This window comes from Streptomyces sp. BB1-1-1, from assembly GCF_031597775.1.
In the GTDB taxonomy this organism is placed as follows: Bacteria; Actinomycetota; Actinomycetes; order Streptomycetales; family Streptomycetaceae; genus Streptomyces; species Streptomyces thinghirensis.
Map to the genome: position 1 here is coordinate 4,415,667 of NZ_CP134203.1, position 14,585 is coordinate 4,430,251.

At 68.4% G+C, this 14,585-nt stretch carries 15 protein-coding genes; 9 read left to right on the forward strand and 6 right to left on the reverse strand.

Going from position 1 to position 14,585, the window contains the following annotated elements:
- Positions 1 to 282: 282 nt before the first annotated feature.
- The gene (dnaA, locus tag RI578_RS20305) at positions 283 to 2,244 is read right to left on the reverse strand and encodes a chromosomal replication initiator protein DnaA (RefSeq protein WP_310872392.1); all 1,962 of its coding nucleotides are present in this window, start codon (positions 2,242 to 2,244) and stop codon (positions 283 to 285) included.
- A 376-nt stretch (positions 2,245 to 2,620) separates the two neighbouring features.
- On the opposite strand from dnaA, the gene rpmH reads away from it, so the two are divergent.
- The 9 genes from rpmH (at position 2,621) to RI578_RS20350 (ending at position 9,610) form a co-directional block, all read left to right on the forward strand.
- Positions 2,621 to 2,758, forward strand: coding sequence for a 50S ribosomal protein L34 (gene rpmH, locus RI578_RS20310; protein WP_003975051.1), 138 nt, complete (start codon positions 2,621 to 2,623; stop codon positions 2,756 to 2,758).
- Positions 2,759 to 2,779: 21 nt separating this feature from the next.
- Positions 2,780 to 3,151, forward strand: coding sequence for a ribonuclease P protein component (rnpA, locus tag RI578_RS20315; RefSeq protein WP_121748016.1), 372 nt, complete (start codon positions 2,780 to 2,782; stop codon positions 3,149 to 3,151).
- Positions 3,148 to 3,522 (forward strand): membrane protein insertion efficiency factor YidD, encoded by a 375-nt coding sequence (yidD, locus tag RI578_RS20320; RefSeq protein WP_310872393.1) that lies wholly within the window; start codon positions 3,148 to 3,150, stop codon positions 3,520 to 3,522. The genes rnpA and yidD overlap by 4 nt, the downstream gene beginning before the upstream one ends.
- Before the next feature lie 3 nt (positions 3,523 to 3,525).
- Positions 3,526 to 4,809 (forward strand): membrane protein insertase YidC, encoded by a 1,284-nt coding sequence (yidC, locus tag RI578_RS20325; RefSeq protein WP_310872394.1) that lies wholly within the window; start codon positions 3,526 to 3,528, stop codon positions 4,807 to 4,809.
- A 15-nt stretch (positions 4,810 to 4,824) separates the two neighbouring features.
- Positions 4,825 to 5,337 (forward strand): R3H domain-containing nucleic acid-binding protein, encoded by a 513-nt coding sequence (locus tag RI578_RS20330; protein WP_310872395.1) that lies wholly within the window; start codon positions 4,825 to 4,827, stop codon positions 5,335 to 5,337.
- 124 nt (positions 5,338 to 5,461) lie between these two features.
- Positions 5,462 to 6,181 carry a 16S rRNA (guanine(527)-N(7))-methyltransferase RsmG gene (gene rsmG, locus RI578_RS20335; RefSeq protein ID WP_310872396.1) on the forward strand — a complete coding sequence of 240 codons (720 nt, stop codon included), beginning with the start codon at positions 5,462 to 5,464 and terminating at the stop codon, positions 6,179 to 6,181.
- A 299-nt stretch (positions 6,182 to 6,480) separates the two neighbouring features.
- Complete coding sequence (locus RI578_RS20340) at positions 6,481 to 7,554, forward strand: ParA family protein (RefSeq protein WP_310875815.1); 1,074 nt, start codon at positions 6,481 to 6,483, stop codon at positions 7,552 to 7,554.
- The gene (locus tag RI578_RS20345) at positions 7,551 to 8,663 is read left to right on the forward strand and encodes a ParB/RepB/Spo0J family partition protein (protein ID WP_310872397.1); all 1,113 of its coding nucleotides are present in this window, start codon (positions 7,551 to 7,553) and stop codon (positions 8,661 to 8,663) included. Before RI578_RS20340 ends, RI578_RS20345 begins: the two co-directional genes overlap by 4 nt.
- A gap of 329 nt (positions 8,664 to 8,992) precedes the next feature.
- Positions 8,993 to 9,610, forward strand: a complete 618-nt coding sequence (locus RI578_RS20350) for a GNAT family N-acetyltransferase (protein WP_310872398.1) — start codon at positions 8,993 to 8,995, stop codon at positions 9,608 to 9,610.
- A gap of 80 nt (positions 9,611 to 9,690) precedes the next feature.
- Here RI578_RS20350 and trxA read toward each other — a convergent pair whose 3' ends face one another.
- The 5 genes from trxA to RI578_RS20375 all read right to left on the reverse strand — a co-directional run bounded on the left by trxA (position 9,691) and on the right by RI578_RS20375 (position 14,580).
- Positions 9,691 to 10,023 carry a thioredoxin gene (trxA, locus tag RI578_RS20355; protein WP_121748009.1) on the reverse strand — a complete coding sequence of 111 codons (333 nt, stop codon included), beginning with the start codon at positions 10,021 to 10,023 and terminating at the stop codon, positions 9,691 to 9,693.
- 41 nt (positions 10,024 to 10,064) lie between these two features.
- Positions 10,065 to 11,033: a thioredoxin-disulfide reductase gene (trxB, locus tag RI578_RS20360; RefSeq protein ID WP_121748008.1), complete on the reverse strand. Its 969-nt coding sequence runs from the start codon at positions 11,031 to 11,033 to the stop codon at positions 10,065 to 10,067.
- Between the two features lie 163 nt (positions 11,034 to 11,196).
- Complete coding sequence (locus RI578_RS20365; RefSeq protein WP_310875816.1) at positions 11,197 to 12,087, reverse strand: hypothetical protein; 891 nt, start codon at positions 12,085 to 12,087, stop codon at positions 11,197 to 11,199.
- 17 nt (positions 12,088 to 12,104) lie between these two features.
- Positions 12,105 to 12,830, reverse strand: a complete 726-nt coding sequence (gene sigM, locus RI578_RS20370; protein WP_310872399.1) for an RNA polymerase sigma factor SigM — start codon at positions 12,828 to 12,830, stop codon at positions 12,105 to 12,107.
- A 28-nt stretch (positions 12,831 to 12,858) separates the two neighbouring features.
- Complete coding sequence (locus RI578_RS20375; RefSeq protein WP_310872400.1) at positions 12,859 to 14,580, reverse strand: protein kinase family protein; 1,722 nt, start codon at positions 14,578 to 14,580, stop codon at positions 12,859 to 12,861.
- Positions 14,581 to 14,585 lie beyond the last annotated feature (5 nt).

A 14,585-nucleotide genomic window follows, 5' to 3' on the forward strand; every position in this document is an offset into this window, starting at 1 on the left:
TGGATCATTTCTTTGTCCACAGGCTGTGGAGATCGTTCGTCCACGAATCCACAGGGATCTGACCTGCCCTGATGATCCCTCAACACCCTGGCCTGTGGACAGGATCGGGACAACTTCCCAGTCCCCAAGGTGTGGACGGAAAAAAGTAGCCGAATCTGTGGAGGACGCCCGTAACCCGGCAGGTATTCGAACAGCGGGCAGGACGGCAGTGCGATCCCCCGGGCACGCAAAGGGCGCCCCGGGATGTCCCGGGGCGCCCTTTGCGGCCGGTGCCGGCGGCCGTCAGCCGTTCTTGATGCGGTTGGTCAGCTCGGTCACCTGGTTGTAGATGGAGCGCCGCTCGGCCATCAGATTGCGGATCTTGCGGTCGGCGTGCATCACCGTGGTGTGGTCCCGGCCGCCGAACAGTGCGCCGATCTTCGGCAGCGAGAGGTCCGTCAGCTCCCGGCACAGGTACATGGCGATCTGCCGGGCCGTCACCAGCGCGCGCCCGCGCGAGGTGCCGCACAGGTCCTCGACGGTGAGGCCGAAGTAGTCGGCGGTGGCGCCCATGATGGCCGTGGACGTGATCTCGGGGGCCGAGTCCTCGCCGCCGGGGATCAGGTCCTTGAGGACGATCTCGGTGAGGCCCAGGTCGACCGGCTGCCGGTTGAGCGACGCGAACGCCGTCACCCGGATCAGCGCGCCCTCCAGTTCGCGGATGTTGCGCGAGATCCGGGAGGCGATGAACTCCAGTACCTCGGGCGGGGCGTTGAGCTGCTCCTGCACCGCCTTCTTGCGCAGGATCGCGATGCGGGTCTCCAGCTCGGGCGGCTGGACGTCGGTGATCAGGCCCCACTCGAAACGGTTCCGCAGCCGGTCCTCCAGCGTGACCAGCTGCTTGGGCGGCCGGTCGGAGGAGAGAACGATCTGCTTGTTGGCGTTGTGGAGCGTGTTGAAGGTGTGGAAGAACTCCTCCTGCGTCGACTCCTTGTCCGCCAGGAACTGGATGTCGTCGACGAGCAGGATGTCCATCTCCCGGTAGCGCTTGCGGAAGCTGTCGCCCTTGCCGTCGCGGATGGAGTTGATGAACTCGTTGGTGAACTCCTCGGAGCTCACGTACCGCACGCGCGTGCCGGGGTAGAGGCTGCGGGCGTAGTGCCCGATGGCGTGCAGGAGGTGGGTCTTGCCGAGGCCCGACTCCCCGTAGATGAAGAGGGGGTTGTAGGCCTTGGCGGGTGCCTCGGCGACGGCGACGGCGGCCGCGTGGGCGAACCGGTTGGAGGCGCCGATGACGAAGGTGTCGAAGAGGTACTTCGGGTTCAGCCGGGCCGTCGGCTCGCCGGGTCCGGTCGCCGGTGCGGGCTGTGCGGCCAGCGGGCCGGGGGCGCCGGTGGCGGGTCCGGGTCCGACGGGGCCGCCGCGGTGGACGTGGCCGGAGCCGGACGGCGGCTCGGGCAGGTCTCGCCGGGGGCCGCGCTGGTCGTAGTCGCCGCGCGGCTGGTCGTAGTCGTTACGCGCCTGTTCGTAGTCGTTGCGGGACTGCTCGCGGTCACCGCGTTCGTAGTCGCCGCGCTCGTACTCACCGCGTTCGTATGTGCCGCGCTGGGAGTCGTACGGCGGGCGGTCCGGCGACTGCTGACGGTAGTCCTGTTGGTACGAGTCCTTGGGATAGGGCTCCTGGCCGTAGGACTCCTGCGGCGGTGTCGCGTAGGGGTCGCGCTCGGGGAAGCCGAGGCGCTGCTGCTGCCAGCCGTAGTCGTCCTGCTGCGCCGGGCGCGGCCAGGAGCCGGGCTCGGGGCGCTGGTACTCCTGCGGGTAGGCGGGGCGGGCGGTGGGGAGCTGATCGGCGCGGTGGCGGCCGTATCCCTCGTACTCGTCGCGGCCGCCGCCCTGCCCCTGGTGGCCGGGGGCGGGGAGCTCGGGCTCCTCGTAGCGGGGCTGGGGGCGGGCGGCCTGCGTCTGCGGGGCGGGCGGCGCGGGGTCGCCGGCGGTGTCGTCGACGGTGATCGCGATGCGGATCGGCCGGCCGCATTCGCGGCTCAGGGTCTCGCTGACGACGGGGGCGAGGCGGCCCTCCAGTACGCCTTTCGCAAATTCGTTCGGTACGGCGAGCAGAGCGGTGTCGGCGACCAGCGCGAGGGGCTGGCAGCGCCGGATCCAGTGCTCGTCCTTCGACTCGACACCCTGCCCGCGGCCCTCCCCGAGAAGTTGCTCCAGTACGCGTGGCCACACTGCGGCAAGATCGGCAGGTACGTCAGCCACAGGGCACGCTCTCTCACGAGTCCCTCGAAGGTGTGATTCGGGGACGGGTCGGGATGAAACTCGAGTGGGGCAGGGATAAGGGAACGAATCGGAGTCCAGTCACGGTAGTCAGCGTGGCCGGTAGGGTTCAAGTTGTTGTCCCCAGCCTGTGGACAAGTGTCTACCGGTCACCGCTGGTTTGACCGAATGGCGCAGTCCCACGTACCGTAACCAGGTCGAGTTGTCGATGGCTGCTGCCGCCTGCCTCCGATGGGCACAGGTCACGTACAAGGTGATCGAAAAGCGGTGCACTCGGGCGTAACGCGAGCTACTCGTGGGCGCACGGTGACAGCCAGGACGGCACCCCGCCAACCCCGATTCTTTCTGGAGCCCCCGAGTGAGCAAGCGCACCTTCCAGCCGAACAACCGTCGCCGCGCGAAGACCCACGGCTTCCGGCTGCGTATGCGTACCCGTGCCGGCCGCGCGATTCTCGCGACTCGCCGTAGCAAGGGTCGCGCCCGTCTGTCCGCCTGATCCCGGTCAGGTCATGACATCGTGCTGCCCACCGAGAACCGGCTGAGGCGGCGCGAGGACTTCGCGACCGCGGTACGACGAGGCCGCCGGGCCGGACGCCCGGCTCTCGTCGTCCACCTTCGAAGCGGTGCCACGGACCCGCACGCGCCTGGGGAGAGCGCTCCCCCGACACGTGCGGGTTTCGTCGTGAGCAAAGCTGTGGGTGGTGCGGTGGTGCGCAACAAGGTGAAGCGCAGGCTTCGCCATCTGATGCGCGACCGGATCGACCTGTTTCCCCCCGGTAGCCTGGTAGTCGTACGAGCGCTACCCGGTGCGGGTGACGCCGACCATGCACAGCTGGCCCAAGACCTGGACGCCGCCCTGGAGCGGCTACTGGGAGGGGGCGCGCGATGAAGTACCCGCTGCTGGCTCTGATCAAGCTGTACCAGTGGACGATCAGTCCGCTGCTGGGGCCGGTGTGCAAGTACTACCCGTCGTGTTCCCACTACGGCTACACGGCCGTCGACCGGCACGGTGCTCTCAAGGGCACGGCGCTCACCGCTTGGCGCATCCTGCGGTGCAATCCGTGGTCGCTGGGCGGCGTGGACCATGTTCCGCCGCGTAAGCGCCCGCGGTGGCACGAAATGCTGCGTGACGCCTGGCGTGCACGCAAGGGCGGGCCCTCCGCCGCCGAACCGGCCATCGAAGGACAGGCTTCTCCCGCGAGTCCGTCCGGTCCTTCGAGCCCGGCCGCAGAGACCCAGTCCCATGCCCAAGGAGCATGATTAGTGGACACGATTGCCAGCCTCTTCAGCTTCATCACGACACCTGTCTCCTGGGTCATCGTCCAGTTCCACAGCGTGTACGGCGCCATCTTCGGGCCGGACACCGGATGGGCCTGGGGCCTGTCCATCGTGTCCCTGGTGATCCTCATCCGTATCTGCCTGATCCCGCTCTTCGTGAAGCAGATCAAGGCGACGCGCGGGATGCAGACGCTCCAGCCGGAGATGAAGAAGATCCAGGAGCGCTACAAGAACGACAAGCAGCGCCAGTCCGAAGAGATGATGAAGCTGTACAAGGAGACGGGCACCAACCCGCTCTCCTCGTGCCTTCCCATCCTGGCGCAGTCCCCGTTCTTCTTCGCCCTGTACCACGTGCTCAACAGCATCGCGTCGAACGACACCATCGGTGTGATCAACGACCGCCTGCTGGAGAGCGCCCAGAAGGCCCACATCTTCGGTGCGCCGCTGGCCTCGAAGTTCACCGACGGCGCTTCCAAGGTGGAGGCCCTCGGGTCCTCGCTGACCGACGTCCGGGTCGTCACCGCGATCATGATCGTGCTGATGTCGGCGTCGCAGTTCTTCACCCAGCGCCAGCTGATGACCAAGAACGTCGACACGACGGTGAAGACGCCGTTCATGCAGCAGCAGAAGATGCTGATGTACGTCTTCCCGGTCATGTTCGCCGTCTTCGGCATCAACTTCCCCGTCGGTGTCCTCGTCTACTGGCTCACCACGAACGTGTGGACCATGGGTCAGCAGATGTACGTCATCCGCAACAACCCGACACCGGGTTCCAAGGCCCAGGCGTCCTACCTGGAGCGCCTGCACAAGAGCGTCACCCAGCACGGCAAGACGCGTGGCCGTGGTGAGAAGGCCGTCGTCAAGGCCATCGTCGCCAAGGGCCGGGACCGCAACGAGTTCGAGCGGAAGTTCATCAACGGTCTGAACAAGGCGGGCCTGGCGGCTCAGCCCGACGGCACCGTGCTGAAGAGCGACACGGCCGTCGCCACCCAGACCGAGGACGGCGCGACCGTGGCCACTCCGGCCACTCCCAAGCGCCAGCAGCCCAAGCGGCAGAGCAAGTCTCAGCGCCAGTCCGTGAAGGCGGCCGGCGAGTCCGAGCCCAAGACCTCGCTGACCAAGTCGGACGAGCCGCAGGACGGCAAGCAGGACGCCAAGCCTGCCGCCGCCAAGAAGCCGGCGCAGAAGTCCGGCGGCGGTGGCCGCAGCAAGGCCCAGTCCGGACAGCGCAAGGGCCCGCAGCGGCCCAAGTCCCCGTCGAAGAAGTAAAAAGGAGTCCATCCCGTGACGGAAGGCACCACCTCCGCCGCTGCCGAGGGCGCAGACACCCTGACTCGCCTCGAGAACGAGGGCGAGATCGCCGCGGACTACCTGGAGGGTCTGCTCGACATCGCCGACCTCGACGGCGACATCGACATGGACGTCGAGGCCGACCGTGCCTCTGTCTCGATCATCAGCGATTCGAACAGCCGTGACCTGCAGAAGCTGGTCGGCCGGGACGGCGAGGTGCTGGAGGCTCTGCAGGAGCTCACGCGCCTGGCCGTGCACCGGGAGACCGGCGACCGCAGCCGGCTGATGCTCGACATCGCGGGTTACCGGGCCACGAAGCGGGCCGAGCTCTCCGAGCTGGGCGCCAAGGCCGCAGCCGAGGTCAGGAGCAGCGGCGAGTCCGTGCGAATGAAGCCGATGACACCGTTCGAGCGCAAGGTCGTGCACGACGCGGTCAAGGCGGCGGGGCTGCGCAGCGAGTCCGAGGGCGAGGAGCCGGAGCGCTTCGTCGTCGTGCTTCCTGCCTGATCGGTCCTCTCGTTCTCCGGCCCCGTCTGTTGCGCAGGCGGGGCCGAACTTTGTCAGCCTGATAGTTCTGGTGGTTCTGATAGCGGCGACTGGTGCGCCGGTGCCGTACGGAAGGACGGTCCCCGTGACGGAGGCAGCGGAGCTTCCCCCTGTGCCCGAGCAGGCACGTGACGTGTTCGGCGATCGGTACGCGGACGCGGTCCGCTACGCGGAACTGCTCGCCGAGGCAGGGGTGAAGCGCGGTCTGATCGGTCCCCGTGAGGTTCCCCGCCTGTGGGAGCGGCATCTGCTGAACTGCGCGGTGCTCTCGGAGGTCGTGCCCGAGGGCGTGACGGTGTGCGACGTCGGTTCGGGTGCCGGATTGCCGGGGATCCCACTGGCGCTCGTCCGGGAGGATCTGAAGATCACGCTCCTGGAGCCGCTGCTGCGGCGCACGAACTTCCTGACCGAGGTCGTGGAGCTGCTGGGCCTGGACCATGTCACCGTCGTGCGTGGCCGGGCCGAGGAGGTCATGGGGAAGATGCCGCCGGTGCATGTGGTGACCGCCCGTGCCGTTGCTCCGCTGGACCGCCTCGCCACGTGGGGGGTTCCGCTGCTGCGCCCGTACGGCGAGATGCTCGCCCTCAAGGGCGACACGGCCGAGGAGGAGTTGAAGGCCGCGGCCACGGCGCTGAGCAAGCTGGGTGCGGTGGAGACGTCCATCCTGCATGTCGGCGAGGGGGTCGTGGACCCCATGTCCACCGTGGTGCGGGTCGAGGTCGGGGAGAGCCCGGGTGGCGTGCGTTTCGCTGCCAAGCGGGCCAAGGCGGCCCGGACGGGGCGTGCCCGGAGGCGTCGCGGATAGCCTCATTCGGTTGCTGCGTCACCGACGGCGCTGATGCGTCCTGATGGTGAGCCGTACTCCACACAAGCTGCCAAACCTATGCATGCCGGAGTGTCGCGGCATTTCGGCATCGGCTGCTGTGCATCGTGTTTCACGTGAAACGTCGCTCACTGCTGCACGGCATCATCAGTCGCGGCCGCGCCGCGGCCGACCCCCGCGATCGAAAGCCTCTCGGGTCGCTCGGAGAGGGCGGGGAGTTGTCCACAGAGGTGGATTTCTCCACAGAAGGCCAGGCCTCACTGGTTCATGACCCCGAAGACATGGGAGGCTCTGTTCATTGCGAGCCTGAAGTCGAGGAGAGTGAATCCTTGCGGTCCGACGCCAATATCGCGGGACCGATGACCGATCCGGTCCCCGGTCCCCGTACCGAGTCGATGGGGGCGGATGTTTCACGTGAAACACCGCCTCCGATGGACGACACTCCGATCGGTCGTGCTGCCCAACTGGCGGTGGAAGCCTTGGACCGCGCCGGCGAGGGATTGCCGCGGCCCGAGCAGACCAGGGTCATGGTGGTCGCCAATCAGAAGGGCGGTGTGGGCAAGACGACGACGACCGTCAACCTTGCCGCGTCGCTTGCCCTGCACGGTGCCCGGGTCCTGGTCGTCGACCTCGACCCGCAGGGCAACGCCTCCACTGCGCTGGGCATCGACCACCACGCCGACGTCCCATCCATCTACGACGTACTGGTCGAGAGCAGGCCGCTCTCGGAGGTGGTCCAGCCGGTCCCCGACGTCGAGGGCCTCTTCTGCGCGCCCGCCACCATCGATCTCGCCGGTGCGGAGATCGAGCTGGTCTCTCTGGTGGCACGTGAGAGCCGGCTTCAGCGGGCGATCCAGGCATACGAGCAGCCGCTGGACTACATCCTCATCGACTGCCCGCCCTCCCTCGGCCTGCTGACGGTCAACGCCCTCGTCGCGGGCCAGGAGGTGCTGATCCCGATCCAGTGCGAGTACTACGCGCTGGAGGGGCTGGGACAGCTGCTGCGCAACGTCGACCTGGTTCGCGGGCACCTCAACCCCACCCTGCATGTGTCGACGATCCTGCTCACCATGTACGACGGCCGGACGCGGCTCGCGTCCCAGGTCGCCGACGAGGTGCGCAGCCACTTCGGCGACGAGGTACTGCGGACGAGCATTCCTCGCTCGGTCCGTATCTCCGAGGCCCCGAGCTATGGGCAGACGGTACTGACCTACGATCCAGGATCGAGCGGAGCCCTCTCCTATCTGGAGGCGGCACGCGAGATCGCGCTGAAGGGCGTGGGCGTCAGCTACGACGCGACGCATGCCCATATCGGCGCACAGAACGACCCGAGCATGGTGGAGGGGATCCAGTGAGTGAGCGACGGAGGGGGCTGGGCCGAGGTCTGGGCGCACTGATCCCCAATGCTCCGACGGAGAAGTCGGTGGCGTCGGCGGCGCTGGGGAATGCGGCTTCCGCGTCCCCGGGGGCGATGCCCCTGCTGCCGAATGACCGCGGTGTGGCCGCGGCGAAGGTAGCCACGCTGCCGCCTGTTCCACGTGAAACGGAGGAGTCGGCGGCAACCGGTCCGGCATCGAGTGGGGTGGACGCGCTGAGGTCGCCCGTGGGGGCGCACTTCGCAGAGGTCCCGCTCGACTCCATCACGCCGAACCCGAAGCAGCCGCGTAAGGACTTCGACGACGACGCGCTGGCCGAGCTGGTCACCTCCATCAGGGAGGTCGGCCTTCTCCAGCCTGTCGTCGTCCGGCAGACGGGGCCCGGACGCTACGAGCTCATCATGGGTGAGCGCCGGTTCCGGGCATGCCGGGAACTGGAGATGGAGACCATCCCGGCGATCGTGCGGGCCACGGAGGACGAGAAGCTTCTCCTGGACGCGCTGCTGGAGAACCTTCACCGGGCTCAGCTGAACCCGCTGGAAGAGGCCTTCGCCTACGACCAGCTGCTGAAGGACTTCAACTGCACGCACGACCAGCTGGCGGACCGAATTGGCCGCTCCCGCCCGCAGGTCTCCAACACGCTGCGTCTGCTGAAGCTCTCGCCGAAGGTTCAGAACCGAGTGGCTGCCGGAGTGCTCTCCGCCGGGCACGCTCGTGCGCTGCTCTCCGTGGAGGACCCGGAGGACCAGGACCGGCTGGCCCATCGGATCGTGGCCGAGGGGCTCTCGGTGCGGTCGGTCGAGGAGATCGTGACCCTGATGGGGTCCCGGCCGCAGAAGGCGCAGCGGGCCAAGGGCCCGCGGGCCGGTTCCCTCGTCTCGCCGGCGCTCTCTGATCTGGCGACGCGGCTCTCGGACCGCTTCGAGACGCGCGTGAAGGTCGACCTGGGACAGAAGAAGGGCAAGATCACCGTGGAGTTCGCCTCCATGGAGGATCTTGAGCGGATCCTTGGGAGCCTCGCTCCCGGTGAGGGGCCCGTGCTGCAGAAGGGCCTCCTGGAGGGCGAAGCGGAAGAGTCCGACTCCTGAGACTCGGGCCGGTGGAGCACTCGTCGGTGCTCCACCGGCCGATGGGGCGGGTCGTGTCCGGTGCGTACCGGAACACGGCCCGCCCTTTGCTTTCCGTCGGTGTCGGGGTCACCGCATCGTGGATACGATGCGATCGGGAAGGCGCAAGCACCTGGCAGCACCTCTGAGAGGAAGGCAGGGGCCATGCGATCGATGAGCCGCACCGGACTGGTGAGCGCGGGCTTGGGGCTGGGCGCGGTCGGTGGGTTCATCGGCAGCCTGCTCAGGGAACGGAGCGCTCTGACAGCCGCCCGCGACGCGGCGGGCGAAGGAAGCGAGGAACAGCCTTCATGGGGCGCCGGCTCGTACCGCTCACGCTGGACAACCTTCAGGACCTTCCCCAGCGCTGTCGCTCGTGTGTCTTCTGGGAGCTGGACCCCGTCAGCGGCGAAGCCGCGGTAAAGGCGGGCACGCCGACCCTGGAGAAGGAGTCCTGGATCTCCGCTGTCCTGCTGGACTGGGGATCATGCGGCCGGGTGGTCTACGTCGACGACGTTCCGGTGGGCTTCGTCCTCTACGCACCTCCCGCATACGTACCGCGCTCGACCGCGTTTCCCACGAGTCCCGTCTCGCCCGACGCTGTGCAGTTGATGACCGCCTTCGTGATGCCGGGCTATCAGGGGCAAGGGCTGGGCCGGGTGATGGTTCAGACGGTCGCCAAGGATTTGCTGCGCCGGGGCTTCAAGGCGATCGAGGCGTTCGGGGACGCCCGCTGGAAGGAGCCCGCCTGCGTCCTGCCGGCGGACCATCTGCTGGCTGTGGGCTTCAAGACGGTTCGGCCCCATCCCAGCCATCCGAGGCTGCGGTTGGATCTCCGGTCCACGCTGTCTTGGAAGGAAGACGTGGAGATGGCACTGGACCGGCTGCTCGGAGCCGTCCAGAAGGAACCCGCGCTGCGACCGCTGTAGCGGAGTGCGGTGCGGAGGACCGCTGTAAAGCGAATGGGCCGACCCATCCGGGTCGGCCCATTCGTGTTTCACGTGAAACGTCAGTCGGCGATGAAGTCCTCGAGGTCGCGAACGATCGCGGCCTTCGGCTTGGCGCCGACGATGGTCTTGGCGACCTCGCCACCCTGGTAGACGTTCAGGGTCGGGATGGACATGACGCCGTACTTGGCGGCCGTACCCGGGTTCTCGTCGATGTTGAGCTTGACGATCTCGATCTTGTCACCGTACTCGGCGGCGATGGCCTCGAGGGACGGCGCGATCTGACGGCACGGACCGCACCAAGCGGCCCAGAAGTCCACCAGGACGGGCTTGTCGTTCTTGAGGACGTCCTGCTCGAAGGAGTCGTCGGTCACTTGCTTCAGGGTGCCGGCCACTGCGGGCTCCTTAACTGGTTGATGCGTGGGGCGGATGGGGGTCAGACAGTGGTCTTCTCGGGCTCGGCCTTGTCCTCGTCGGTGAGCGCGGCGAGGAAGCGCTCGGCGTCGAGGGCGGCGGAGCAGCCCGTGCCGGCGGCGGTGATCGCCTGGCGGTAGGTGTGGTCGACCACGTCTCCGGCGCCGAAGACGCCGGTCAGGTTGGTGCGGGTCGACGGGGCGTCGACCTTCAGGTAGCCCTCCGGGTCCAGGTCGAGCTGGCCCTTGAAGAGCTCGGTACGCGGGTCGTGACCGATCGCGATGAACAGGCCGGTCACCGCCAGGTCCGAGAGCTCGCCGGTCTTGACGTTGCGCAGCTTCAGGCCCGACAGCTTCTGGTCGCCCTGGACCTCGGCGACCTCGCTGTCCCAGACGAACGAGATCTTGGGGTCGGCGAAGGCGCGCTCCTGCATCGCCTTGGACGCGCGCAGCGTGTCACGGCGGTGGACGATCGTCACGGACTTGGCGAAGCGGGAGAGGAACGTGGCCTCCTCCATCGCGGTGTCACCGCCGCCGATCACGGCGATGTCCTGGTCCTTGAAGAAGAAGCCGTCGCAGGTCGCGCACCAGGAGACGCCGCGGCCGGAGAGGGCGTCCTCGTTGGGCAGGCCGAGCTTGCGGTGCTGGGAACCGGTGGTGATGATGACGGCCTTGGCCTGGTGGACGGTACCCGCGGTGTCGGTGACCTTCTTGATCTCGCCGCTCAGGTCGACGGCGACGACATCGTCCGGGATCAGCTCGGCGCCGAAGCGCTCGGCCTGGGCGCGCATGTTGTCCATGAGCTCGGGGCCCATGATGCCGTCCTGGAAGCCCGGGAAGTTCTCCACCTCGGTGGTGTTCATCAGGGCACCACCCGCGGTGACGGCGCCCTCGAACACCAGCGGCTTCAGCGACGCGCGCGCGGTGTAGAGCGCCGCCGTGTAGCCGGCGGGCCCGGAGCCGATGATGATCACGTTTCGGACGTCGCTCACGGCTTCATTCCTCGTCTCTGGACTGCGTCTTCAGGGCCGGGTGGAGCTTCTCTCGGAGCTCTCACCCCACCCAACGGATCCTACGGGGCGCGCATTCCCGCTGTGTCCGGGCACACGGAGTCGAGGGGTCGGGCATACGCCGAAGAGGGCCGGGCGCGAGCGCTCAGGAACGAGCGTAGGAGTGCTTCAAAAGGATCTCGGCCTTGCTGACAGCAGGCTGAGACACACACGCCGACTCGACGATGTAGGCGGTCACTCGGCTGTCGTTGGAGGCGCCGGGCAGCACTACGAGGAGTGCTTCCTTGCCCTTGTAGACGCCGTCCTTCGTGGCCAGCGCCGCGTCGTTGCGTCCGATGCCCTTCCGGATGCATTCGGGAACCGTCGGCTGCTTGAAGACGCGGTTCTCACCACCGGTCTCGGATTCCATGCCGAAGCTGCGCGGTGTACGCGGTCCGTTCTGCGCGCCGCCCTGGTCGTCGGCGATGAGAGCGGCGACCTGCTCCTTCAACTTTCCTTCGGAGAAGGTGTCCGCAAGCGCGGTGTCGTCGGACGGGCTCCCCCCGGTGACCGAGGAGACGATCACGGAGCCGAGCCCGATGGCGGCAGCGGCGGCCACGGCGCCGAGTACGGCGATCCTGCGCCGCCCGCTTCGCTTGCGGTCCTTGCGGCCCGGCCCGGTGGAGGAAGGACGGGCGTGCCCGGAAGGTCGGTCCGTTGTGGCCGATGTTTCACGTGAAACACGACGCGCGCTGTCGTTCCTGTCGGATGCGGCGGGCGCGGCAGCGGCAGGCGTCGGCTCCGGGGGTTCCGTAACGGTGGCGCTCAGCAGTGCCTCGGCCGCCAGGGCGGCGTCGATACGGCCGGCCACGTCGTCGGGCATCCGCGTCGGCCCAGGCAGCGTGCCGAGCAGCCCTTGGATCTCCTCCAGCGACGCGAGCACGTCCGCGCACAGCTCGCAGGTCTCCAGGTGCTGTCGTACGTCCGCGGTCCGGGACGGCGGGAGCAGGCCTTCGGCGAGGTCGGAGATCTCCGCGACGTCCGGGTGCCCGGTCATGTCTGTCGTCGACGACGTCACGCTCGTCCACCTCCGCCCTTCACTGCGGCTGAATCGCTCGGCCCCGCGTCCGGCGGGCCCGCACGGTGCGGTCCCGCTGCGGGTGGGACGGATGGCCCCTGCGTCCGGTTCCGTTTCGCACCCGGCTTCGTGTCCTCGCCGCTGCCGTCCGGTCGCAGGTGGGTGAGGAGCGGCAGGAGTCTGGCTCTGCCCCGGGCGCACCGGCTCTTGATCGTGCCGGTCGGCACGTCGAGGATCCGGGCAGCCTCCGCGACGGGGTAGCCCTGCATGTCCACCAGGACGAGGGCGGCCCGCTGGTCGGCCGGCAGGGTACCCAGGGCCTCCAGCAGCTGGCGATGCAGGTCGTTGCGCTCGGCGGGCGCCGAGGCCGACTCGTGCGGCTCCAGGAGCTGCTCCAGGCGCTCGGTGTCGTCGACGGGGGCGGTCTTCCGGGAGGCGGCCTTGCGGGCGCGGTCCAGGCAGGCGTTGACCGTGATCCGGTGCAGCCACGTCGTGACGGCTGCCTGTCCGCGAAAGGTGTGGGCGGCGCGGTAGGCGGAGACGAGCGCGTCCTGAACGGCGTCAGCGGCCTCCTCCCGATCCCCCAGCGTCCGCAGGGCCACCGCCCAGAGCCGGTCCCGGTGACGGCGCACGAGCTCACCGAAGGCGTCGGGGTCGCCTTCTACGTGGCGGGCGAGGAGGTCCTGATCGCTGATGCCGCCGTATGCGGTGTCATCCGCCATAGGCCTCCCCCTTTTCCCCGGCGGGCTCTCAGCCCTTGAACGTCACATCGGTGACGGCCTGCTTGTACCCGGCGCCGCTGTAGCCGTCGGAGGGAGCACTCGGCACGGCGGTGATCCACAGCAGAACGTACTGGGTTTTGAGCGGCTTCGCCGCCTTGGCCGTCAGCGAGGTGCCACTGGTGGTGGCGGTCGCGATCTCCTTCATCCCATCGATCCCCGTCGAGGGCGACAGCGAATCGGTGGCGTAGAGGTGCACCGTCGTGTGATCACCGGCGTACCGGAGACCTATCGACGCTGTCGAGAGCTCCTTGGCCGAACCGAGGTCGTAGACAATTCCGACGCCCGGCTTGTAGGGCGCGAGCGTCGGCCCGTCGTTGTACCTGTTCGTACGCCAGTACGTGGAAGGGTCGCCGTCGTAGGTCTTGGCCACGTCCCCCGGTGCCTGGGCGCTGCCCTCGGCGACGTACTCCTGGGAGCCTTGGATGCTGATCGGCTTGACGGGCTTGGGCTGCTCGTCGTTCTTGTCGTTGTCGCCGTCCGTCGTCTGCGTCTGATTCTGGTCGTCCGCCTTGCCGCCCCGCTCCATGATCGCGTCCGCGAGCTGCCAGCTGCCCAGGCCGAGCGCGGCGATCAGCAGAGCGGAGACGCTCCACTTCAGTGCCTTGCCGGTACGGCTCTGCAGCGGGGGTGGCGGGGTCGGCACCGGCTGGGTGGCGCCGGGGTGCGGTGCCGGACGGCCGTAGGCGCCCTGCTGGTAGGCCGTGCGCTGGTACTGGGGCGGGGCGGTGTACGTCGGCTCCGGCGGGCGGATGCGGGGCATCTCGCCGATTGCCTTCACCAGTTCCTCCGGCGTGGTGCACGGAGACTCGTGGCGGGAGGCGGTGGCGCCGTCGTTGGCGAGCGCCCGCATGGCGAGCTCGGACAGGCCGCGGTGGACACCCGCGCGCACCTGGTCCGGGGGGATCAGCCCGATGTCCTTGGGCAGACCGGCCAGACCGTGGGCGTCGCTCTCGTACGGCCAGCGCTGGGTGAGCGTGGCGTACAGCAGGGCACCGATGGCCTCGGTGTCGGTGCGCTGCGGGGTGTCGGAACTGATGCCGCGCAGCGCGGCGTTGACGGCGAGTCCGCGAATCCGCCACTGGCCCGTCGACGTCCGCAGCACCGCGGTGGGGCTCAGGCGCAGATGGGCGAGGCCCTCACGGTGGGCGGCCGCCATGGCGCCCGCGACCTGACTCACCATCTGGTAGGCGTCGTACACCTCCAGCGGGCCGGAGGCGAGCAGAGCGGTCAGCTCGGTGGCGTCGGGGAGCCACTCGTGCACGACGTAGACGATGTCGTTGTCCTCGACGGCGTCGAGGACCTGGACGAAGCGGGGGTCGCCGAGAAGGGCGGAGGAACGTGCCGCGGCCAGCACGGAGCGGGCGCGTGAGTGATCCGCCGGAAGGATGTGGACCCCGACGGCGCGGCGGAGTTTCTCGTCGACGGCCCGCCAACTGCTGAAGCCGTCCAGACGGGTGACGCACTCCTCGAGGCGGTAGCGTCTGGCGAGTTTGTGCCCGCTGTGCAGTTCGGGAGGCGAGGCCTTGCCGGAATCCTCGCTCGTGGGGCTCCCCTGTGCCTCGTCGCTGTCCGTTTCCCGCTCCCGGTTGTTGGCCACCCCGTCGGCCGTGGACTGGTCCGCCTGGGCGGTCAGCGGCTCATCGCCGCTGTTGTCTGCCACGTCGACGGCAGCTGTGCTCCGTTCCGCCACCGTCG

Excerpts from the sequence above, each read along its gene's own strand:
- RI578_RS20340 (WP_310875815.1), top strand. The coding sequence starts at position 6,481 with ATGGGAGGCTCTGTTCATTGCGAGCCTGAAGTCGAGGAGAGTGAATCC.
- yidD (WP_310872393.1), top strand. The coding sequence starts at position 3,148 with ATGAAGTACCCGCTGCTGGCTCTGATCAAGCTGTACCAGTGGACGATC.
- sigM (WP_310872399.1), bottom strand. The coding sequence starts at position 12,830 with ATGGCGGATGACACCGCATACGGCGGCATCAGCGATCAGGACCTCCTC.
- RI578_RS20365 (WP_310875816.1), bottom strand. The coding sequence starts at position 12,087 with ATGACCGGGCACCCGGACGTCGCGGAGATCTCCGACCTCGCCGAAGGC.
- RI578_RS20350 (WP_310872398.1), top strand. The coding sequence starts at position 8,993 with ATGGGGCGCCGGCTCGTACCGCTCACGCTGGACAACCTTCAGGACCTT.